Source organism: Microbacterium sp. Y547, assembly GCF_057669785.1.
Genome location: NZ_JBYHFN010000003.1, coordinates 156,136 through 177,224 on the forward strand (window position 1 = coordinate 156,136; position 21,089 = coordinate 177,224).

Consider the following 21,089-nt stretch of genomic DNA (forward strand, 5'->3'; position numbering starts at 1 on the left):
CGGGCGCACTCACACGCTGATCGCCTGGCCGAGCAGGAACGGCTTGATGTCCTGGCGGCGCTTGAGCCCGGTCTTGCGCAGCAGCCGTGACACGTGCGACTCGACGGTGCGCACCGACACGACGAGCGCCTGGGCGATGACGCGGTTCGACAGACCCGACGCGATGAGCTCGGCCACCTCGAGCTCGCGCGGTGTGAGGTCGTCGGGCGACATCGCGACGGCGACACGATCGTCGTCGTCATCGGTGCGCAGACGTTCTCGCAGACCCTCGATGGGCGCCGCGAGACTCGCCGCATCCGGCCCCTGAGCGAAGACGCCCGCCGCCAGGTCGACGCAGACGAAGGCCTCGCGTCCGCGACCCGCCTGGTCGAGCTCCTCGACGAGCCGCACGACCTCGTCGACGTCGCGGTCGACGAGCGCCACGACGAAGGCGGCCTGACGCACGAGCGCCGGAGCGGTCGCGGCGCACGCGCGCGTGCCCACCCGCTGCCAGTTGCTCTCCGTCGGCGCGTACTGCATGCCCTCGAGATAGGCCCGAGCGGCAGAGAGCACCGCGCCGCGCTGCCACATGGCATCCCCCGCATCGAAGCACGCCCGCGCGGCGGCGACGGTGCCCTCTTCGACGGCGGCGAGGCGCGCGTGCGCGAGGCCCGAGCACTGCCCGAGGAGCGGCCCGTCGCACAGGCCTGCGGCATCGATGTCGGCAAGCGACTGCTCCATGAGCGAGCGCTGCCCGCGTCGGGCGGCCATCTCGGCGGCCATCGTCTTGAGGCCGATGAATGACAGCGGCGGGTATCGCGTCGGCAGTCCCAGGAAGGACGACTCGGCGAGCAGCTGATCGGCGTCGTCGAGACGGTGGTCCAGCAGCGCCGTCAGTGTGGCGAGGAAGGCGTGGATCCGGATGCGGGGCGCATCGGCGTCGCGCTGAGCGGCAGCCAGCCCGTGCCTGGCAAGGCGGTCGGCCGTGGCGATCCGGTCGGCGGCGAGGTGCACCATGACGACGAGCGCGTCGACGATGGGATCGGGGGGCGGATCCGACGCCGTCCTCTCGGCGAGAGCCGCTTCGGCCTCGTCGCTGCGGCCGCGCGCGAGCAGCCAGAAGGCACGAGCGCGATAGACCGCGGCGCGGGCGGACGGCGACATCGGCTGCGGGTCGACGCCGATGAGCGGGTCGTCGTCGGGCACCGTGAGGAACGACGTCTCCAGTTCCGCGGCGCGCGCCAGGAGCAGGCCGCCCTCGCGCGGCAGATCAGCCGCGCGCGCACGCAGCTCGCGGACGGCGGTGGCGGTGTTGCCGTGCACGGCGTACCTCGCTGCCAGCCACTCGGCCTGTTCGCGCTCGGAGCCGTCCATGCCGCGCACCGAGCCGATCAGGGCATCCAGTTCATCGACGTCGTGGGCACCGTCGACCTCGAGTGCCGTGAGCAGCGCCGTCGCGGTCGCCAAGCCTGGGTCGGTGCGCCACGCTTCACGCGCCTGCAGCGTGCGGCGGCGCGTCTGCTCGTGCACGAGCCGCACGAAGACCGCCGAGTCTCGCGACATGTCGGGCCGCTGCGGGTCGAAGGCGGGTCCGGCTGCCAGCAGGTCGTCGAGTCGGGCGAGCATCGCCGACCGGCGGCCCGCGAGCGCATCGTGCCGGAAGTGCTCGACGAGGATCGGGGGCCTGACCGACACGACCTTGCTGCCGCCGACATCGACGACCGAGAGGAACGAGCGCGCCTCGAGCTCGCTGATCATGTCGAGTCCCACCGCCGTGGCCGCCGTCGAGATCGTGGCGGGACCGAGCACCGCGAGCACTTCGAGCGCATCGACGGCCGCCGGTTCGAGCGGATGCAGGATGACGTCGGCCATGAGCCGCAGTGACGGGCTCCACAGCGACCCCGTCGCGCGTCCGACCCCGTTCTCGACCGTGAAGCGCCCGTCTCGCCGGGCAGCGTCGACGACCGCGGCGGCCAGGCCGATATTGCCGCCGGACTTCGCGAACACGCGACTGAGCGACCCCGGCTCGATCCGGAACCCGAGGTGGGACTCCAGCGCCGTCTCGAGTTCGCCGTACGCCATGCCCGGCAACCGCATGGCGTAGGTCGTCGTGAAGGCCCCGACGGGCTTGAGGGGCGCATCCCGCGGCCGGTGGATGAGTCGGGACGAGAGCACGGGAAGGTGGGCCCGCGCCTGCACGGCCCGGATGACGCCGCCCGAGGCTTCGTCGAGCAGGTCGCCGTCATCGAGGACGATGATCGTGCGCTCGGGAACGACGGCATCCGCGAGCGCCGCGACAGACGCCGGGATGCTCGCGCCCCGGGCATCCTGAGGGCCGGCGAACCCCGCGATCGCCAGCGCGACGAGCGGAGTCTTCGCGAACGCCGTCTGACCGTCGATCTCGATGGTCCTCCACCCGAGAGCGGTGAAGTAGTCCCGGATGCGCGTGAGGAAGTGCGTGCGCCCACACCCGTGCTCACCCTCGACGTCGAGGCTGCGGCCGCTGTGCAGCACGTCGACCGCCGTCAGGAAGAGTTCGTTCCGAGTGCTCATGGACGCGCTCCTTCACGCGGTACCGCTCGGTCGTCCCACCGACGCTTCCTCGCGTCGTAGGCCAGCACGGTACACGCCCTGAGGCGATGACCCCAGGACTACAGCCCCGCGCCTTCGTCACCGGGGCCGGGTCCGGCGACACGGCCCCGGGCGCGTCGGTGATAACCTCGATCGGTGCGCCTCCGTAGCTCAGGGGATAGAGCGTTGGTTTCCGGTACCAAAAGTCGGGGGTTCGAATCCCTCCGGGGGCACCAGTGGGGACAAGGGGTCGCGGGGCATTCAGTCCTCGCGGCCCCTTTCTCTTGACCACACTTGCCGCGCGCTTCGCCTCGTCGAGCCGGGTCGCGACATGGTCAAGAGCGTCGTCGAATAGGTCCGCGTAGACGTCGAGAGTCAGCCGACTTCTGTGTTCTAGATTCCTCCGTCCCGTGAGTCGGGCTCACGGGACGCGAGGACACTCGTGTTCTGGGCCCCTGCTCAGGGGGCGAAAACGGCGCCCGCCCGCACCGTCGCGCGGCGCGCGGCGGGCTCCCACAGTGCGGCCGGCTCTTCGATGGGATCGGCGTGGAGAACCAGAGCGTCGCCGAAGGCGCCGACACCGAGGTGACCGAGCCGCGGATCGCCGATCAGCTCGGCGTTGACCTCGGTCATGGCTTTCAGCGTCGCCTCTGCCCCGCTCGCCTCGACCTGAAGCCGGACTCCGCTGAGCTGCTCGTCTTCGAGGTCTCCCATCAGGTCGCTGCCGAAGCCGACGCGCACACCGGCGGCACGTGCGAGTTGCACGGCCTCCTGTCCCTTCGAGAGCACTTCGTCGTTCTTCGCGAGCCGGACCTCGTCGAGGCCGATCTCGGCGCCGCGCTTGTCCATCGCGTAGTACGCGGCGAGCGTCGGCACAAGGAAGGCGCCGCGCTCGGCCATGCGGGCGGCGGTCGCCGAATCGATGAGGTTGCCGTGCTCGATCGAGCGCACGCCGTTGTCGATGGAGTGCATCACCGCCTCAGACGAATAGGCGTGCGCGGCTACGTAGCTTCCGCGCCTGCGCGCCTCTTCGGTCACGACACGAAGCTCCTCGGGCGAGTACTGCGGCACCCGGATGGGATCGGTCATCGTGAACACGCCGCCGGAGGTCATGACCTTGATGGCGTGCGCGCCCGTGCGCAGCCGCTCGCGCACGGCGATGCGGAGCGCGTCGACGCCGTCCACGACCTCGCACATGTGCCCATGCGAGAAGCAGACGTCGACGTCTGCGGAGCGCGGATCGCCGTGACCGCCGGTCTGGCTGAGCGCGGGGCCGGTGAAGTGGTAGCGCGGTGACGCGAAGTGGCCTGCATCGATCGCGTGCGCGAGTCCAATGTCGCCGCCCGCGACGTCGCGCACGGTCGTGAAGCCGCGCCGCAGAGCGCGCTCGAGGCGTCGAGCGCCGTTGATCGCGGCATAGCTGAGCATGCCGCGCTCGTTCTCGAATCCATCCATGCTGGTCGCGTAAGCGTGGAAGTGCGCGTCGATCAAGCCGGGGACGACCCAGGATCCACCGCCGTCGAAGACGTCGGCCCCCTCGACGGGCCGGTCGGCGACAAGTCCGTCCACGATGGCGATGTCGCGCACCTCGAAGCCGTGTCCGGTCCAGACGTTCGCGCCACGGATGGTCAAGGATTTCGCGTGCATTCGGTTCGCACCCTTCGGGTCATGCGGTGATCGGCTCTTCACAGCACGCTACCGCCAGCCAACGGTGTCGCCGGTCAGGCGAGTGTTCAGACGAGGAACAGTCCGTCGAGCATCCCCGGGTTGTGCGCGTGCACGAGCACGGCGAAGACCACGGCGTCGAAGAGCAGGTGCACCGACACGACGTACGTCAGCGAGCGCGTCTTCATGAAGATGTAGCCCATCAGGATCGCGAAGGGGATCGTGAGGATCGGGCCCCATGCCTGATAGCCGAGCTCCCACAGGAACGACACGAAGACGATCATCTGCAGTACGTTCGCCTGCCAGAATCGGAAGTGCCGGCGCAGCAGGGCGAAGCACGTGCAGATGAAGAACAGCTCGTCCCAGATGCCCACGGCGCCGACGCCCACGAACAGACGCGCGATGAGGTCGGGGGTGTCCACGACCGGCCAGTTCTGGTAGACGCCCGACGTGATGAAGTAGTACGGCAGGATCAGCCAGCCGAGAAACAGCACGATCGCGAGCCAGACCCACTGGAACGTCGTCCACCGGCCGCCCCCGCGCCACGGGAAGCGGATCGCGTGGTCGCGATACACCCAGCGGGACAGCGCGTAGGGCACGACGACGGCACCGCCCAGCGCGAGCGTAAACCGCAGCATCGCGGCGTTGTCGAGTTCGGCGTGGAGCGGAATGACGCTGACGATCAGCAGGCCCACCGCGATGAGCGACAGGTCGCGCACGAGACTCGGCGAGCGAACGGATGCTGCCTCCCCGGCACCACGACGAGACTCGAGCCATGCGCCGAGCAGTCCCGCCCCGAGCAGCAGCCAGCCCAGCCACGGAACGCGCACGACGAAGAACGCAGGGGCGGCCAGGCACGTCAGAAGCGCCGGAAGCAGCTTCCACGACCACGCGGGCAGGGTCATCGCGGGCGCGGCGGCGGAATGAGCGGGCATGGTCCTCAGTCCTCGAGCGGAAGCTCGGCGGTCCGCCGGTAGGCGAGGTCGCGGATGGCGCGCCCCGCGCGCGCACCCTTGCGCTCGAACGCCGTCAGCACGCGTCCTCCGAAGCGCGGAGCCCACTCCCCCTCGAACGATCGCTCGAACGCCGGCGCGGCATCCATCACGGAGCGCATCTGCACGGCGTAGTCCTCCCAGTCGGTCGCGAGCCGCAGGATCCCCCCGGGCCGCAGCGCACCGGCGGCGAGCGCCGCGAACTCGTCGGTGACCAGCCGGCGCTTCGTGTGCTTGTTCTTGTGCCACGGGTCGGGGAAGAACACCCACAGTTCATCGACGGATGCCGCCGGCAGCAGGTGCTGCAGCACTTCGGGCGCGTTCGCCTCGACGAGTCGCAGGTTGTCCAGCCCCGCTCGCTCGGCGTCGAGCATCGTGCGTGCGAGTCCCGCGCGGAAGACCTCGATCGCGAGGAAGTCATCCTCGGGGCGCGAGGACGCGGCGTGGATGATGGCGTGCCCCTGGCCCGAGCCGATCTCGGCGATGAGCGGCGCGCGCCGCCCCCACACCGCCTCGGGGTCGATGGCCGAACCCGGCCGCACGCTCGTGACCGCGGAATCCCGTTCGACGTCGAGGACGAGGCGGGGCGCGAGCTCTGCCCACGCACGGTCCTGCCCGTCGGTCATGCGTCCGCTGCGTCGCACGAAAGAGACAGGGCGATCACGGAAGCGCGGGGCGGCGGGGTCGGACACCGTTCCAGGCTACCGACCCGCAGCGCCGGCTCTGCGCCGACTCAGCGTCCGCCGGGCGTCTCGGGCTCGAGCGTCACGAAGTCGATGAGTTCCTCGACCCGGCCCAGGAGCGCGGGATCGAGGTCGCGGAAGGTGGTCACCGAGGCGAGGATGCGCTGCCACGCGCGGGCGAGATCCGCCTGGTCGTCGGCGGGCCAGCCGAGCGCCCGGCAGACGCCGGTCTTGTAGTCGATGCCGCGCGGCACGTCGGGCCAGCGCGGGATGCCGACGGAGGCCGGGAGCACGCACTGCCAGACATCGACATAGGGATGACCCACGATGCGCACATGCGCGCCGTGGGGTCCGCGCTCGACGGCTTGCGCGATGCGCGTCTCCTTCGAGCCGGGCACGAGGTGGTCGACGAGCACGCCGTAGCGGCGTTCGGGCGACGGCGGGTCTTCCTCCAGCACCTCGGCGAGCAGGTCGACGCCCTGCAGGTATTCCACGACGACGCCCTCGACGCGCAGATCGTGGCCCCACACCTTCTCGACGAGCTCGGCGTCGTGTCGTCCTTCGACGAGGATGCGGCTGGCCCGCGCGACGCGGGCACGACTGTCCGGCGCCGCGAACGATCCCGACGCGGTCCGCGTGCGGGACGCCGGAGCCTTACGCGTCGGAGCGACGAGCACGACGTCGGCACCGTCGATCAGGAATCCCGCGCCGAGGGGGAAAAGCCGGCGGCGGCCGCCGCGATCCTCGAGCTCGACGAGCCCGGAGGCGAGACCGACCACCGCTCCGCAGTATCCGTCGTCGGCGACCTCGACAACGAGGTCCCGCTCGGCCTCGACCCGTGGAACCGGCTTCACGGCGCGCTCGCGCCATCCGGCTGCGAGCACGTCCGTGCCATAGCGATCGTCCATCATGCGCCCTCCGAGTGCGCAAGGCTACGCGAGCCGTGACGACCGGCAGGAGCGACCCGCCGCCCACGAGAGCGTTGCCTCTCGTTCGCTGTGCGCGTGTGCGCGAGGGCGGGCTGGCCTACCGTGTCGCAGGTGGTGCTGAATAGACTCGCTGAGGGGCGTGTTCTCATCGCCCGGGGAGAGGGATCCGATGCGTTTGCGATGGACCGCCGCCCTCGCGACGGCGTTCGTTCTGGCCTTCATGGGCCCCGTGACCACCGCGTGGGCGACCGACCCGGTTCCGCTGGGTGACAGCTTCGTCTACGACGACCCCGGCGTGCTGTCGCCGGCCGAGTCCGCCACCGTGCAGCAGCGCCTCGAGCAGCTGGCCGCAGACTCGCCCGTGAGCTTGTGGGTCGTGTACGTCGACCGCTTCACCAGCCCGAGCGATGCTGAGCAGTGGGCCAATGCGACCGCGACATCCAACGGGCTGGGCCCCAACCAGTATCTGCTCGCGATCGCCGTCGAGCAGCGCAACTACTACCTCTCCGGGGATTCCTCCGGCCCCATCAGCTTCGACACGCTCAGCACGATCGAGCAGCAGCGGATCTACCCCGAACTCGTCGACGAGGACTGGGCGGGCGCCGCCATCGCGGCCGCCGACGGATTGCAGGATGCCGCGGGCGGCGGCAGCGGCGCAGCGTCATCCGGCGGCAGTTCGACGGGCGTGAACATCGTCATCGGCGTCATGGTCGTCGGCGCCATCGGTGTCATCGTGTGGCTCGTCATCCGCTCCCGTCGAAAGAAGAGCTCGCAGAGCCGCCCCGTCGAACAGATCAGCACGGAAGAGCTCGAACGACGCGCGGCGTCTACCCTCGTGCAGACGGACGATGCGATCCGCACGAGCGAGCAGGAGCTCGGATTCGCCACAGCGCAGTTCGGTGACGCCGCCGCGGCCGAGTTCGCCACGGCGCTCGCGTCGGCGAAAGAGAGCCTCACGCGCGCCTTCACCCTCAAGCAGCAGCTCGACGACGACACCCCGGACACCCCCGAGCAGACGCGCGAGTGGAACATCGAGATCATCCGGCTGTGCGACGAGGCGAACGCGAACCTCGACGCGAAGGCCGCTGCGTTCGACGAGCTGCGCAAGCTCGAGCAGAACGCGCCCGAAGCGCTCGCCCGCGTGCAGGATGAGCGCACCCAGGTCGCGGCGGCGCTCGACGACGCGACGGCGCACCTGCAGACGCTGTCGGGTTCGTACGCGCCCGAGGCGCTCGTGACCGTCGCCGACAATCCCCAGCAGGCCCGGCAGCGGATCGCGTTCGCCGATGAGCAGCTCTCGGCCGCGGCCTCCGCGATCGCGGCCGGGAACGGCGCCGAAGCTGCCGTCGGCATTCGCGCGGCGGAAGAAGCCATCGGGCAGGCCGCGCTCCTCGAGCAGGCGATCGACAAGCTCGGCGCCGATCTCGCCGAGGGCGAGACGAGCGCCGCGCGACTCGTCGCCGAACTCGAACGCGACGTCGCCGCAGCATCTGCCCTTCCCGACACCGACGGGCGGCTCGCTCCCGTGATCGCCGTCGCCCGTCAGCAGATCGAAAGCGCCCGCGGGCACCTCTCGGGCACGAACCGACGACCGCTGTTCGCCCTCGAAGGGCTCGAGGCAGCCAACGAGCAGATCGACGCGCTCGTTCAGGACATGCGGGATGCCGCAGCGAAAGCCGAACGCGCCCGTCAGATGGTGGGCCAGGTCATCATGCAGGCCCAGGCCCAGGTCTCGACCGCCGAGGACTACATCACGGCCCGCCGCGGCGCGATCGGCGCCCAGGCGCGCACACGCCTCGCAGAAGCCGGCGCTGCGCTCGTGCAGGCCCAGCAGCTGCAGCAGGCCGACCCCGATCGCGCGATGCAGTCGGCGCAGCGCGCGAACCAGCTCGCAGCGCAGGCCATCCAGTACGCGCAGAGCGACGTCGGCGGCTATGAGGGCGGCGGCATGCTCGGCGGCGGTTCGGGCGGCGCCAACATGCTCGGCGCCATGCTCGGCGGCATCGTCATCAACTCGCTCCTCAGCGGCGGCGGATCGCCGGGCCGCTCCTCCGGCGGCTTCGGCGGCGGAAGCCGCAGTCGCGGAGGAGGCGGCGGGTTCCGCACCGGCAGCTTCGGCGGGGGCGGTACACGCTCGCGCCGGGGAGGAGGACGATTCTGACCGCGCCCGTCCGACACCGGCATCCGATCTCTCTCGACTTCGAACCAACCCTTGATAGGAAGGACACCTGATGGCCAAGCAGTCCATCTTCGGTCGCATCTCGACGCTCGTCCGAGCGAACATCAACTCAATCCTCGACCAGGCCGAGGACCCGCAGAAGATGCTCGATCAGCTGGTGCGCGACTACACCAACTCGATCGCTGACGCTGAGTCGGCCATCGCCGAGACCATCGGCAACCTGCGCCTGCTCGAGCGCGACCACCAGGAAGACATCCAGGCCGCGCAGGAGTGGGGCAACAAGGCCCTCGCCGCGAGCCGCAAGGCCGACGAGCTGCGCGCGTCCGGCAACGCCGCAGATGCCGACAAGTTCGACAACCTCGCCAAGATCGCGCTGCAGCGCCAGATCAGCGAAGAGAACGAGGCGCGCGCCATCGCCCCGGCGATCGCGTCGCAGAACGAAGTCGTCGACAAGCTCAAAGACGGCCTCAACGGCATGAAGCACAAGCTCGAGCAGCTGCGGTCGAAGCGCTCCGAGCTGCTCGCGCGGTCCAAGACCGCCGAGGCGCAGAACAAGGTGCACGACGCCGTCAAGTCGATCGACGTCATGGACCCCACGAGCGAGCTCGGTCGCTTCGAAGACAAGGTGCGCCGCCAGGAGGCCCTCGCCGCCGGCAAGCAGGAGCTCGCCGCGTCGACCCTCGACGCGCAGTTCAACCAGCTCGATGACATCGGTGAGCTCACCGAGGTCGAGGCGCGGCTGGCCGCGCTCAAGGTCGGCGGTTCGCCGCAGGCCGCGCTCGAAGACTGAGACCGACCCCGCGCGTCGGTTGACGCCGAGGAAGCCCGCACTCACGCACGCCATGCGCGCGCGAGTGCGGGTTTCTTGCGTGGGGGGCGGACAGCGACGAACCCGGCACCCGGATGTGTCGCCGCAGTGGAGGATGATAGGCAGATGACGCGTTACATCGTGGTGCCGCAATGGCAGGGCAGCCCCTCTTCGCGCGCGATGCAGCTCATCGACGGCGCGCAGGCGATCGCCGCCGATCTGCCGCGTTCGGCGACGACGATCATCGACGTGCCCGCCGAAGCGGGTGAGTCCCTGGGCACCGGCGTGCGGCGTCTGAGCTCGCTGCGCCGCGTGCGCGACCAGATCGCCGCCGCGCTCGAACCGGTCACCGAACCCGTGCTGCTCGTCGGCGGAGACTGCGGGGTCGCTCCCGCCGCCATCGCGCACGCCGCGACGCACGCGCCGACGCTCGCCGTGGTCTGGTTCGATGCGCATGCCGATTTCAACACACCTGATTCGTCGCCCTCGGGCGCCTTCTCGGGCATGGTGCTGCGCTCCGTCATGGGCGACGGCGAAGAGAGCCTCGCACTCGCGGTCGGCACGGTGCCGGCCGAGCGCATCGTGCTCGCCGGGGCACGATCGTTCGACGAGACCGAAGCGATGGCGATCGACGACCTCGGCCTGCGGATGCTGCCGGTCCCGGCCCTGCGAGACCCCGCCGCGCTGGCCGACGCGGTCCGTGCCACGGGAGCGGACGCCGTCTACGTACACGTCGACGTCGACGTGCTCGACCCCGCCGAGCTGACGGGGAATGCCCAGCCCGAGCCCTTCGGTGTCACCGTCGCAGAGCTCACCGCCGCGATCGGGGCCGTGCGCGCCGCTCTGCCCCTCGGGGGCTCGTCACTCACCGGCTATGCGCCCGCTTCCGCCGAGACCGCCGACGACGACCTCGGCACCCTGCTGCGCATCATCGGGGCACTCGCGTGAGCCCGATCCCCCCGCCGCCGGCAGGCTGGGAGCAAGCCGCCGAGCGCGCCGTCGCGCGCGGGAAGACGATCGACCGCTTCATCCCCCGCATCCTGCTCGACTCCCCCATCAGCCGGCTCGGCTACCTGTACGGCACGGCCGTGGGGTGGGTGTGGGGCACGCTGTGGAGCACGGGCCGCATCGAGAAGCGCGCCGGGCTGTGGGTCTTCCGTGGGCTGCCCTGGTGGGCCTTCGCGCGCGGCGGGGTCTGCGTCGGCGGATGCTTCCTGACCGGCGACGGGCGAGTCACCGAGCGGCTGCTGCGACACGAGGTCGTGCACAAGCGGCAGTGGCAGCGGTACGGGTTCCTGATGCCCGTGCTCTACGCCCTCGCCGGACGCAACCCCCTGCGCAATCGGTTCGAGATCGAAGCCGGTCTTTCCGACGGCAACTACATCCCGGTGCGCGAGCACCGTCGCCCGTAGCGTCGAATCACGCCCGGGCGTGTGTCAGTGCGCGCGGCGGGCGTCTGCGAGCCCGTACCTGGCCCGCGTGTGGATCGCGTCGGCCGTGATGCCGTTGCGCGTCGTGAGGTGGTCGACGATGTCGGCCGTGCCGAGGTAGCCGCCCAGCAGGTGGATGCGCGTCGCATCGTCGGCGTCGCACAGCATCTCGTCGGCCCAGGCCGTGACGGCACGCGCGAGCGCCTGGCCCGCGACGCAGCCGCGCCCCGTGCCGGGGTCGCCCGAACGGCGCGAGCGGTCGAGCCAGGTGAGCGTCATACGCGCGGGAACGTGGATGTCGGCCTGCCATGAGGCATCCGGGATCTCGATGAAGACGCGACCCGTCGAGCACAGCGGAAGCGTCGCGAGAAGAGTCTCGAGCTCGGCGAGCGAGGTCTCGTCGGCGGTGATGAGGTGCTGAACGCGCGTGTGACGCGAGGCGCGGCATGCCGACGCGCTGTGCGTCGTCTCGTGTACCGGAGTGCTCATGATGCTCCGACTATACCCGAATGTAGGCTTGCCTAACCTATGTTCAGCGGACTCTCATTCGACGAGGATGCGGCGCAGCTCGACGATCTCGTCATCGCCGAGGCCGTGCGCGCGCAGATACTCCGCCGGCGATCCGTACACCTCATCGATGCGAGTGAGCGCGTCGCGCATGACGTGGGTGGGCGAGCGCGTCGCGAGCTCTTCGAGGTGCACCGCCCTCGGATACTGCGCGCGCAGCCAGGCGAGCACCTGCCGGTTGCGCCGCGCGGGCAGGAGCGTCTCGGTTCGCGCGTAGTCCCTCACGACGGCGTCGGGATCCACTCCCGCGGCAGCGAGCGTGAGAGCCACCGTCACCCCCGTGCGGTCCTTGCCCACCGTGCAGTGCACGAGCACGGGCTGATCCGTGACGATTCCGCGCACGACCTCGACGACGCCCGCGGAGGAGTCCTCGATCAGCCGCCGGTACAGCTCGGCGAGGCTGAGATCCTGTTCGAAGAACGACGCGACCGAGCCGAGGAACAGCGGCACGCGCTGCACCTCGATGCCGAGGCCGTCGATGAGGCTCGGCGCCGAGGTCACCTCGTCTTCGTCGCGCAGATCGATGACGCGCCGGATGCCGAGAGCGGAAAGCGACGTGCGGCCGGCGTCGTCGACGCGGGCGAGGTTTCCGGAACGGAAGAGCGTGCCCGACCGTGTCTGCGCCGTGCCGGCGGGCAGACCGCCGACGTCACGGAAGTTCGTCGCTCCGGACACGACGACACTCTCGCCGTCGCGGCGGGGCTCGCCCTCGATCACGCCGCGTCGCCCCCGCGGGGCGGCACGGGGTAGCGTCCGGCGATCGTCACACGGTTGAAGGCGTTGATGGTCACGAGCAGCCAGCTGAGCGCGACGTACTCCTTCTCACTGAGGATGCTCCCCACCCGGTCGTACACGTCGTCGGGGATGCCGTCCTCGTGGATGAAGGTGAACGACTCGGCCAGCTCGAGGCCCGCGCGCTCGCGCCCGCTGAACACACCGGACTCCCGCCACGTCGCGATCTGGGCGATGACGTCGGCGTCGACACCCGCCGCGACGGCGCGGTCGACGTGCACCCGCACGCAGTAGGCGCAGCCGTTCAGCTGCGACGCGTGGATCTGCACGATCTCTTTCATGCGCGCATCCAGCCCCGCGTCGGAGGCGAGGTCGCCGACGGTCTTCGCGAGCCCGTCGAGCGCGGCGTAGGCCTCGCGTGCTGATCTGGACAAGTGCACCCGCGGCTCAGGAGTCATGCGGCCAGCGTACCCACGGCCCCTCCCAGGCGTCCTGGATTGTCGCTACGGGGCCAGAGAACTCTAGGCTTGTCTCCGCACTGGTCGAAACTGCCGATCACACCCTCGAGGCCCGCATCCGCACAGCATCGGATGCCCCTCCGAAAGGAATCGCATGCACCGCCGCACAGGCTTCGCCGCCGGCCTCATCGTCACCGGAGCACTGCTCCTCAGTTCGTGCGCGAGCCCCGCTCCGGCGCCCACATCGACCGGCTCGCCCGACGCGGACGCGTCGGTCGCGATCCGGCTCGTTCTCGAGCCGGGCAACCTCGACATCCGTCAGACGGCGGGCGCCGCGCTCGACCAGATCCTGATGGACAACATCTACCAGGGGCTCGTCTCGCGCACCCCGCAGCAGGAGATCGTGCCTGCACTCGCCTCGGACTGGACGATCTCCCCCGATGGGCTCGAGTACACCTTCACCGTCCGCGAGGGCGTCGTCTTCCACGACGGCCAAGAACTGACGCCGCAGGATGTCGTGTGGTCGCTTCAGACCCGCAAAGCCACCCCCGCATGGCGGGACTCTGCGCGCCTCGCCAACGTCTCGTCGATCACGGCCGACGGCCACGAGGTCACCCTCACCCTCGACGAGCCCGACTCGAGTCTGCTGTGGAACCTCACCGGTCGCTCGGGAGTGATCCTCAAGCAGGACGACACCGTCGATTACAAGACGTCGGCCAACGGCACCGGCCCGTTCAGGTTCGCCACGTGGCGGCAGGGCGACAGCATCACGTTCGAGCGCAACGTCGACTACTGGGGCAAGGCGGCCGGTGTAGCCGAGGTCGTCTTCGACTACATCCCCGACAACCAGGCCGCTCTCAACGCCGCTCTTGCGAACGAGATCGATGTCCTGACCGGCTTCGACGCCAACCTCACCGAGCAGGTCGAGGCAGCGGGCGACTTCACCGTCGTGATCGGCCAGTCCACCGACAAGGGCACGCTCGCGATGAACCAGACGTCGGGCCCGCTCGCCGACAAGCGTGTCCGCCAGGCGATCCGCCAGGCCATCGACAACGACGCCTTCATCGAGGCTTTCCAATCGGGCACGACGCTCTACGGCCCGATCCCCGAGCTCGACCCGGGGTGGTCCGACCTCGCCGACGTCGCCCCGTACGACCCGGATGCCGCGCGCGAGCTCCTCGCCGAAGCCGGCGCCGAAGAGCTCGATCTGACCCTGACGATCCCGAACTTCTACGCCACCACCATTCCCCAGATCCTCGTGTCCAACCTGCACGAGGTCGGGATCACGCTCGAAGTCGAGTCCGTCGACTTCCCGACGTGGCAGACCGACGTCTACGAGAACAAGGACTACGAGCTCAGCTTCGTGCTGCACACCGAGGCGCGCGACTTCGAGAACTGGGCCGACCCGGACTACTACTTCACGTACGACAACCCCGAAGTGCAGGCCCTGTTCGCCGAGTCCCTCGCCGCCGTCGACGAGGCCGAGGCGTCGCGACTGCTGGCCGAGGCCGGTCGCATCGTGTCCGAGGACGCAGCTGCGGACTGGCTGTTCAACGGCGCGTCCGTCGTCGCCGTGGGCACTAACATCGCGAGTATGCCCTCGATCAACGTGAACGAGCGTCTCAATCTGGCAGAGCTGACCAAGAGCGACGGGTGATCCGGTACGCGCTGACGCGGTCCGCCCTGCTCATCGTCGGGCTGTTCGTCGCCAGCGTCCTGATCTTCCTGACGCTGCGCGTGCTTCCGGGCGACATCGCGCAGCTCATCGCGGGCATGGGCAGCTCGCCCGCGCAGGTCGCCGCCATCCGCGAGCAGCTCGGCCTGGATCGGCCCCTCACGGCGCAATACCTCGACTGGATCGGCGGAATCTTCCGCGGTGACCTGGGCACGTCGCTGCTGACCGGGTCGGGCGTCGTCGACGAGATCGTCGAGAAGTCCCAGGTGACGGTGCCCCTGGGCATCATGTCGCTCATCATCGCGCTGCTCATCAGCGTGCCGTTCGGTGTGCTGTCGGCGATGCGCCGCGGCCGCGCCGACGGCACGGCCCTGAACGTCGGCGCACAGCTGCTGGCCGCCGTCCCGGTCGTGTGGGCGGGAATGATGCTCGTCGTCGTCTTCGCCGTGTGGCTCGGCTGGCTGCCCGCGCAGGGTTTCCCGCGGTCGGGCTGGGACGACCCGTCGGCGGCGTTTCGCTCGCTCCTCCTGCCCGCGCTCACGATCGGCATCGTCGAGGGCGCCATGCTGCTGCGTTTCGTGCGCAGCGCGACACTGCAGGCCGTCGGCCAGGACTTCGTGCGCACCGCCGCCGCGAAGGGCCTCACCCGCAACGCAGCACTCATCCGGCACGGGCTCCCGGTCGTCGGGCTGTCGGTCATCACGGTGCTCGGGCTGCAGGTCGCGGGCATCATCGTCGGAGCCGTCGTGATCGAGCAGCTGTTCACCCTTCCGGGCATCGGACGGATGCTCGTGGCCGACGTCGGTGCACGCGATCTGCCCAAGGTGCAGGGCGAGCTTCTCGCGCTCACCGGCTTCGTGCTGATCGTCGGGTTCCTCGTCGACCTCGCCCACCGCGCGATCGACCCGCGCCAACGGGAGGCATCGTGACGCAGGTGGTTGCCGCACCGAGCCGCTGGGCGTGGCTCGGTCGACTCTGGCGGCTGACGACGGGGCGGTTCGGTCTGCTGGTCGTCGCGGTCATCGCCGCGACGGCGCTCGTCGCAGGGTTCTGGACGCCGTTCGATCCGCAGCAGGTCGAGATCTCGAACCGCTGGGCGGCGCCGAGCTGGCCGCACGTGCTCGGCACCGATGGATCAGGCCGCGACATCCTGAGCCTCATCATGGCGGGCTCGCGCACCGCGGTCGTCGTCGCCGTCGGTGCAGGTGTCATCGCGACCGTCATCGGCGTCTCGCTCGCCGCGCTCGGAGCCCTCACGGCACGGTGGGTGCGCGAAGCGGTCGCCGTCTTCGTCGACATCCTGATCGCCTTCCCCGTGCTCATCATCGCCATGATGATCTCGGCGGTGTGGGGCGGGGGCCTGTGGGTCGTCATCTGGGCGGTGGGGATCGGGTTCGGAGTCAACATCGCGCGGGTGACCCGGCCCGAGCTCCGTCGCGTGCTGCACAGCGACTTCGTGCTGGCGGGGCGCGCGTCGGGGCTGAACCCCGCGCAGAACCTGCTGCATCATCTGATGCCCAACGTCGCCCCCGTGTTCATCGTGCAGTTGTCGTGGGGCATGGCGGTCGCCATCCTCGCCGAGGCGGGGCTGTCCTACCTCGGGTTCGGCGCACCCGTCACCGAGCCGTCGTGGGGTGTACTGCTGCGCGATCTGCAGGCGTACATCACGGTGCATCCGCTCTCGGTCGTGTGGCCTGGACTCGCGATCACGATCACCGTGCTCGGCCTGAACCTGCTCGGCGACGGTCTGCGTGAAGCGACCGACCCGACCCTCAGCCGCCGCGCAGCCCGCCGCGCCGCTCGCGTTCCCGTACCGGAGGTGGTCGCGTGAGCCTGGAGGTCACCGATCTCGTGATCGAGATCGACGGGCGCCGCGTCGTGGACGGCGTGTCGTTCGCGGTTCCCGACGGATCGCGCGTCGGTCTCATCGGCGAATCCGGATCGGGCAAGTCCCTCACGGCATTGGCGATCCTGGGGCTCCTCCCCGACGAAGCGAGCGCAACCGGATCGATCCGGTGGAACGGCCGTGAGCTGCTCGAACTGAGCGACCGCGAACTCGCTGAGATCCGCGGCGACGAGATCGGCATCGTCTTCCAGGAACCACGCACGGCCCTCAACCCGATCCGCACGGTCGGCCGGCAGATCGCTGAATCGGTGCGGATCCACGAGGGTGCGTCGAAGAAGGAGGCCGCGGCTCGCGCCATCGCCGAGGCCGCGCGCGTCGCGCTCCCCGACCCCGCGCGCATCGTCTCGCGCTATCCCCATCAGCTGTCCGGCGGACAGCGCCAGCGCGTCGCCATCGCGATGGCGCTCGCCTGCCGCCCACGCCTGCTCATCGCCGACGAGCCGACGACGGCCCTGGACGTCACGATCCAGGCCGAGATCCTCGAACTGCTGCACTCCCTCGTGAAAGACGACGGCATGTCGCTCGTCTTCATCACGCACGACCTCGCGGTGCTGTCGCGGATCGCGACGCACGGCATCGTGCTCGAGCATGGCCGGGTGGTCGAGGACGCCCCCGTGGCACAGCTGCTGAGCGCGCCGGCATCCATCGTCACGGAAGGCCTTCTGCGCGATGCGACCGCGACGCTCTGGCGACCCGGGGGTGGCACGTGAGCCTTCACCGCGGAGAACCAGGCGTCCTGCTGCGCGGGCGCGGCCTCACCCGCCGGCACGCCGTGGCCAAGCAGACGCTGTTCGAGAGGCGCACATTCACGACGGCGCTCGATGACGCCGACATCGACGTGCGCGAGGGTTCGGCACTGGGCATCATCGGCGAGTCGGGGTCGGGCAAGTCGACGCTTGTGCGGCTGCTGCTCGCCCTCGACACCCCCACGGCGGGCACGGTCGAGTTCGACGGGCGCCCCGTCGATGCGCGGGCCTCAGCGCGGGCCCTGCACTGGCTGCGCCGCCAGACCGGGATCGTCTTCCAAGACCCATACGCGTCGCTGGACCCGCGCATGAGCATCGGCCGGATCGTCGGTGAGCCGCTGTGGGCGCTGGGCATTGAAGGAGACCGCCGCGCGCGTGTGCGCGATGTGCTCTCGCAGGTGGGGCTCGAGGCCGACATGACGGCGCGGTTCCCGCACGAGTTCTCTGGCGGCCAGCGGCAGCGGATCGCCCTCGCCCGCGCGATCGTGCACCGGCCGCGACTGCTGATCGGCGACGAACCGCTGTCGGCGCTGGATGTCACGGTGCGCGCGCAGATCCTCGCGCTCATCGCCGAGATGCGCGAACGCGACGGCCTCACCCTCGTGCTCGTCTCTCACGACATCGGCGTCGTGCAGAACCTCTGCGACGAGGTCATCGTCATGAAGGACGGCAGCATCGTCGAGGAAGGGCCGACCGAGAAGGTCCTGCTGCAGCCGCAGGTGTCGTACACGCGGCGACTGCTGGCGTCGATCCCGGTCATCGATCCCGACGCCTGAGCCGCCTCGCTGTCGGGGGCGGGCGCTACTGTCGCACCATGAGAGCCATCGTCCCCCCGTATCTGCTCGCCCGCATCGCCGCGGTGCAGGAGCCGCAGTGGGCACGCGCCGCGGCCGCCGCCCGAGCGACGCTCCTCGCGTCGCGCGACTACCGGCCCCAGCGCACGCGGCTCGAGCTCTCGATCGACGAGAACGGCTCGCTCGTGTTCGAGACGTCGCCCGGGCCGGACCGCACGATCTCCGATGCTCAGAACCGCGAGACGCTGCCCGGAGTGCGCGTGCGCGGCGAAGACGACCCCGCGTCGGGCGACGCCGCCGTCGACGAGGCGTACGACGGCCTCGGCGTCACGTTCGATTTCCTGTGGGATGCCTTCGCCCGAAACGGCATCGACGGTCTCGGCGGCGCGCTGCTCGCGACCGTGCACTACGGCACCGACTACGACAACGCATTCTGGAACGGTGAGCGCATGGTGTTCGGCGACGGCGACGGCGAGGTCTTCACAGGCTTCACGCGGTCACTGACGATCATCGCGCACGAGATCGCGCACGGCGTCGTCGAGTCGGCGGGCGGGCTCGAGTACCGCGACCAGTCCGGTGCGCTGAACGAATCCGTCGCCGACGTGTTCGGCGCCCTCGCCGAACAGCACCACCTCGAGCAGAACGCCGACGAGGCGACCTGGCTCATCGGCGAGGGCATCTTCACCGACGCCGTCCAGGGCCACGCGCTGCGCTCGCTCTCCGCGCCGGGAACGGCGTACGACGACGATGTTCTCGGTCGCGACCCGCAGCCGGCGCACATGCGCGACTTCGTCGTGACCACCGGCGACAACGGCGGCGTGCACATCAACTCCGGCATCCCCAATCATGCGTTCTACCTCGTCGCAACGGCGCTCGGCGGGCGGGCATGGGAGCGCGCGGGGCTCATCTGGTACCGGGCCCTCATCTCGGGCACCGTGGGGCCCGATGCCGATTTCACGACGTTCGCCGGCGCAACGGTGCGCGCCGCCGTCGCGGAGTACGGTGAGGAGTCAGAGGAGGTCGCCGCCGTCCGCGCCGGATGGTCGGGCGTCGGCGTCGACGCGGATGGAACACCCCCAGCCTGACCCGGCTCCGGTCGTCGAGGTCACCCGCACGGGTGGGATGGCCGGCCTGCGCCGTGCGTGGCGGGCAGAGCCCGACCCCGACGACGCACCGGTCCTCGTCGCGCTCATCGAGCAGTGCCCGTGGGACGCCGTGGCCGACGAGTGCGCTCCCCCTCGTGGAGCGGACCGTTTCGTCTGGCATATCCGCGCCCGCTGCGACGACGAGCGGGACCACACGGCCGAGCTTCCCGACGACGAGCTCACGGGCGCGTGGCGCGCACTCGTCGATGCCGTGCGCGGGTGGGGGCGCGCGCCGTCTGCGGACTAGCTCGTGGCCGTCGGCGACATCACACGCCAGTCGACAGGCTCCGCGCCCTGCTGCTCCAGCAGCGCGTTGGCGCGTGAGAACGGCCGTGACCCGAAGAAACCTCGGCGCGCCGACAGCGGCGACGGGTGCGGTGACTCGACGACGGGCGTCGCACCGAGCAGGGGGCGAAGGCCCGCGGCATCCCGCCCCCACAGGATCGCGACGAGCGGCGCATCGCGGGCGACGAGCGTGCGGATCGCGTGCTCGGTGACCCGCTCCCAGCCCCAGCCGCGGTGCGAGCCGGCCTGCCCCGGGGCGACGGTGAGCACGCGGTTGAGCAGCATGACGCCCTGGCTGCTCCATGCCGAGAGGTCGCCGTGCGGCGCGGGCGGCAGCCCCAGGTCGGCCTCGAGCTCACGATAGATGTTCACCAGGCTGCGCGGCAGCGGGCGCACATCACTCTCGACGGCGAACGAGAGCCCGATCGCATGACCGCGCGTCGGATACGGGTCCTGCCCCACGATGAGCACGCGCACGTCGGCGAGCGGGCGCTGGAAAGCGCGCAGCACCCGGTCCCCGGCCGGCAGATAGCCGCGCCCCGCCGCGACCTCGTGGCGCAGCCGCTCTCCGACCGCCGCGATGTCGTCGGCCACCGGGGCGAGTGCCTCAGCCCATCCGGCATCCATCAGACCCGCTGCCGCGAGCTCGGGCAGCGTCATCGCCACCGCGGTGCTCAGTCGTCGCGGCTCGGGCGCACCGCGAGGGTGCCGCGCGCGAGCAGGTGCTGTGCCGACTGCGCGACGGGGCGCATCGTCACGAGGTCGAGATTCACGTGACCGGGCGCCTCGAGCGCGTACGCGATGACGTCGGCGACGTCATCGGCGGTGAGCGGATCCGGCACGCCCTCGTACACGCGCTCGGCCGCGGTGCGATCGCCGCCGAGCCGGTTGACGGTGAACTCGGGTGTGAACACCATGCCCGGCGCGATCTCGATGACGCGGATCGGCTCGCCGTTCAGCTCGAGGCGCAGCGCGTGCACGAGCATCGCCTCGCCGGCCTTGGTGGCGTTGTATCCCGCACCGCCCGCATAGGCCTGCTGGGCGGCGGTCGAGGTCACGAACAGCGTGTCGGCGTGACCATCGGCTGCCGCTGCGTCCCGCAGCAGCGGCAGGATCGCCGCGACCATGCGCTGCGCAGCGAGCACGTTCACATCGAACATCCACTGCCAGTCCTCGACGCGGCCGTCTTCGACGCGGTCTGTTCCGCGCGCGCCGCCGGCCACGTGCACGAGCGCGTGCACAGGCCCCGTCTCGGCGAGCCAGTCGGCCAGCGCCGTGACATCACCGTCGCGGGTGAGATCCGCCGCGAACGCGGCCATGCCGATCTCGTCTTCGAGCCGAGCGAGCCGCTCGGCTCGGCGAGCCACCCCGACGACATCCCAGCCGCGGGAGCGCAGCGCACGCGCCGCCGCCTCGCCGATCCCCGAACTCGCACCCGTCACGACTGCACGCCTGGTAACCATGCCTCCACGCTACTCGTGGTTGTTACGTAACATTTCTCGCTCGTTGGCGTGTGCCCGCCGCCGCCATACCCTCGGATGAGAT

21 protein-coding genes and 1 tRNA gene are annotated in these 21,089 nt (G+C 70.3%); 12 read left to right on the forward strand and 10 right to left on the reverse strand.

Annotated features, from left to right (window positions below):
• Window positions 1-9: 9 nt before the first annotated feature.
• Window positions 10-2,532 carry a LuxR C-terminal-related transcriptional regulator gene (locus tag AC25Y0_RS06100; RefSeq protein ID WP_488134372.1) on the reverse strand — a complete coding sequence of 841 codons (2,523 nt, stop codon included), beginning with the start codon at window positions 2,530-2,532 and terminating at the stop codon, window positions 10-12.
• Between the two features lie 178 nt (window positions 2,533-2,710).
• On the opposite strand from AC25Y0_RS06100, the gene AC25Y0_RS06105 reads away from it, so the two are divergent.
• Window positions 2,711-2,786: transfer RNA gene (locus AC25Y0_RS06105), tRNA-Arg, on the forward strand.
• 223 nt (window positions 2,787-3,009) lie between these two features.
• On the opposite strand, the gene AC25Y0_RS06110 is transcribed toward AC25Y0_RS06105, so the two are convergent.
• The 4 genes from AC25Y0_RS06110 to AC25Y0_RS06125 all read right to left on the reverse strand — a co-directional run bounded on the left by AC25Y0_RS06110 (window position 3,010) and on the right by AC25Y0_RS06125 (window position 6,798).
• Window positions 3,010-4,197, reverse strand: a complete 1,188-nt coding sequence (locus AC25Y0_RS06110) for a metal-dependent hydrolase family protein (RefSeq protein WP_488122130.1) — start codon at window positions 4,195-4,197, stop codon at window positions 3,010-3,012.
• 86 nt (window positions 4,198-4,283) lie between these two features.
• Entirely contained in the window at window positions 4,284-5,150 is an 867-nt protein-coding gene (locus AC25Y0_RS06115) for a CPBP family intramembrane glutamic endopeptidase (protein WP_488122129.1), read from the reverse strand.
• Window positions 5,151-5,155: 5 nt separating this feature from the next.
• Window positions 5,156-5,833 (reverse strand): tRNA (guanosine(46)-N7)-methyltransferase TrmB, encoded by a 678-nt coding sequence (gene trmB / locus AC25Y0_RS06120; RefSeq protein ID WP_488122297.1) that lies wholly within the window; start codon window positions 5,831-5,833, stop codon window positions 5,156-5,158.
• A gap of 107 nt (window positions 5,834-5,940) precedes the next feature.
• Window positions 5,941-6,798, reverse strand: a complete 858-nt coding sequence (locus AC25Y0_RS06125; RefSeq protein ID WP_488134445.1) for a DUF3097 domain-containing protein — start codon at window positions 6,796-6,798, stop codon at window positions 5,941-5,943.
• A gap of 190 nt (window positions 6,799-6,988) precedes the next feature.
• Here AC25Y0_RS06125 and AC25Y0_RS06130 point away from each other — a divergent pair, with 190 nt between their 5' ends.
• The 4 genes from AC25Y0_RS06130 (at window position 6,989) to AC25Y0_RS06145 (ending at window position 11,218) form a co-directional block, all read left to right on the forward strand.
• Entirely contained in the window at window positions 6,989-8,980 is a 1,992-nt protein-coding gene (locus tag AC25Y0_RS06130) for a TPM domain-containing protein (RefSeq protein WP_488134373.1), read from the forward strand.
• A gap of 70 nt (window positions 8,981-9,050) precedes the next feature.
• Window positions 9,051-9,788: a PspA/IM30 family protein gene (locus AC25Y0_RS06135; RefSeq protein WP_488122127.1), complete on the forward strand. Its 738-nt coding sequence runs from the start codon at window positions 9,051-9,053 to the stop codon at window positions 9,786-9,788.
• A gap of 144 nt (window positions 9,789-9,932) precedes the next feature.
• A complete protein-coding gene (locus AC25Y0_RS06140) occupies window positions 9,933-10,754 on the forward strand; it encodes an arginase family protein (RefSeq protein ID WP_488134374.1) in 822 nt (273 codons plus the stop codon).
• The gene (locus AC25Y0_RS06145) at window positions 10,751-11,218 is read left to right on the forward strand and encodes a Fe-S oxidoreductase (protein ID WP_488122125.1); all 468 of its coding nucleotides are present in this window, start codon (window positions 10,751-10,753) and stop codon (window positions 11,216-11,218) included. The genes AC25Y0_RS06140 and AC25Y0_RS06145 overlap by 4 nt, the downstream gene beginning before the upstream one ends.
• A 24-nt stretch (window positions 11,219-11,242) precedes the next feature.
• Here AC25Y0_RS06145 and AC25Y0_RS06150 read toward each other — a convergent pair whose 3' ends face one another.
• Genes AC25Y0_RS06150 through AC25Y0_RS06160 form a run of 3 tightly spaced genes read right to left on the reverse strand, consistent with a single transcriptional unit; the run spans window position 11,243 to window position 12,993 of the window.
• Complete coding sequence (locus AC25Y0_RS06150; RefSeq protein WP_488134375.1) at window positions 11,243-11,725, reverse strand: SIP domain-containing protein; 483 nt, start codon at window positions 11,723-11,725, stop codon at window positions 11,243-11,245.
• 54 nt (window positions 11,726-11,779) lie between these two features.
• The gene (locus AC25Y0_RS06155) at window positions 11,780-12,520 is read right to left on the reverse strand and encodes a tyrosine-protein phosphatase (RefSeq protein WP_488134376.1); all 741 of its coding nucleotides are present in this window, start codon (window positions 12,518-12,520) and stop codon (window positions 11,780-11,782) included.
• Window positions 12,517-12,993 carry a carboxymuconolactone decarboxylase family protein gene (locus AC25Y0_RS06160; protein ID WP_488122122.1) on the reverse strand — a complete coding sequence of 159 codons (477 nt, stop codon included), beginning with the start codon at window positions 12,991-12,993 and terminating at the stop codon, window positions 12,517-12,519. Before AC25Y0_RS06160 ends, AC25Y0_RS06155 begins: the two co-directional genes overlap by 4 nt.
• A gap of 154 nt (window positions 12,994-13,147) precedes the next feature.
• Here AC25Y0_RS06160 and AC25Y0_RS06165 point away from each other — a divergent pair, with 154 nt between their 5' ends.
• From AC25Y0_RS06165 to AC25Y0_RS06195, 7 genes are read left to right on the forward strand one after another with little or no spacing between them, the layout of a single operon-like run.
• The gene (locus AC25Y0_RS06165; protein ID WP_488134377.1) at window positions 13,148-14,650 is read left to right on the forward strand and encodes an ABC transporter substrate-binding protein; all 1,503 of its coding nucleotides are present in this window, start codon (window positions 13,148-13,150) and stop codon (window positions 14,648-14,650) included.
• Entirely contained in the window at window positions 14,647-15,597 is a 951-nt protein-coding gene (locus AC25Y0_RS06170; RefSeq protein WP_488122120.1) for an ABC transporter permease, read from the forward strand. The genes AC25Y0_RS06165 and AC25Y0_RS06170 overlap by 4 nt, the downstream gene beginning before the upstream one ends.
• Window positions 15,594-16,499: an ABC transporter permease gene (locus AC25Y0_RS06175; RefSeq protein ID WP_488122119.1), complete on the forward strand. Its 906-nt coding sequence runs from the start codon at window positions 15,594-15,596 to the stop codon at window positions 16,497-16,499. The genes AC25Y0_RS06170 and AC25Y0_RS06175 overlap by 4 nt, the downstream gene beginning before the upstream one ends.
• The gene (locus AC25Y0_RS06180; RefSeq protein WP_488122118.1) at window positions 16,496-17,284 is read left to right on the forward strand and encodes an ATP-binding cassette domain-containing protein; all 789 of its coding nucleotides are present in this window, start codon (window positions 16,496-16,498) and stop codon (window positions 17,282-17,284) included. Before AC25Y0_RS06175 ends, AC25Y0_RS06180 begins: the two co-directional genes overlap by 4 nt.
• A gap of 26 nt (window positions 17,285-17,310) precedes the next feature.
• Window positions 17,311-18,096, forward strand: a complete 786-nt coding sequence (locus AC25Y0_RS06185; protein ID WP_488134446.1) for an ABC transporter ATP-binding protein — start codon at window positions 17,311-17,313, stop codon at window positions 18,094-18,096.
• Between the two features lie 38 nt (window positions 18,097-18,134).
• On the forward strand, window positions 18,135-19,199 hold the full coding sequence (locus AC25Y0_RS06190) for a M4 family metallopeptidase (protein ID WP_488134378.1): 1,065 nt from the start codon (window positions 18,135-18,137) through the stop codon (window positions 19,197-19,199).
• A complete protein-coding gene (locus tag AC25Y0_RS06195; protein WP_488134379.1) occupies window positions 19,180-19,506 on the forward strand; it encodes a protealysin inhibitor emfourin in 327 nt (108 codons plus the stop codon). Before AC25Y0_RS06190 ends, AC25Y0_RS06195 begins: the two co-directional genes overlap by 20 nt.
• Here AC25Y0_RS06195 and AC25Y0_RS06200 read toward each other — a convergent pair.
• Complete coding sequence (locus tag AC25Y0_RS06200) at window positions 19,503-20,210, reverse strand: uracil-DNA glycosylase (protein ID WP_488134380.1); 708 nt, start codon at window positions 20,208-20,210, stop codon at window positions 19,503-19,505. The two genes, AC25Y0_RS06195 and AC25Y0_RS06200, sit on opposite strands and share 4 nt — an antisense overlap.
• An 8-nt stretch (window positions 20,211-20,218) precedes the next feature.
• Window positions 20,219-21,007 carry an SDR family oxidoreductase gene (locus tag AC25Y0_RS06205; RefSeq protein WP_488134381.1) on the reverse strand — a complete coding sequence of 263 codons (789 nt, stop codon included), beginning with the start codon at window positions 21,005-21,007 and terminating at the stop codon, window positions 20,219-20,221.
• Between the last annotated feature and the right edge of the window lie 82 nt (window positions 21,008-21,089).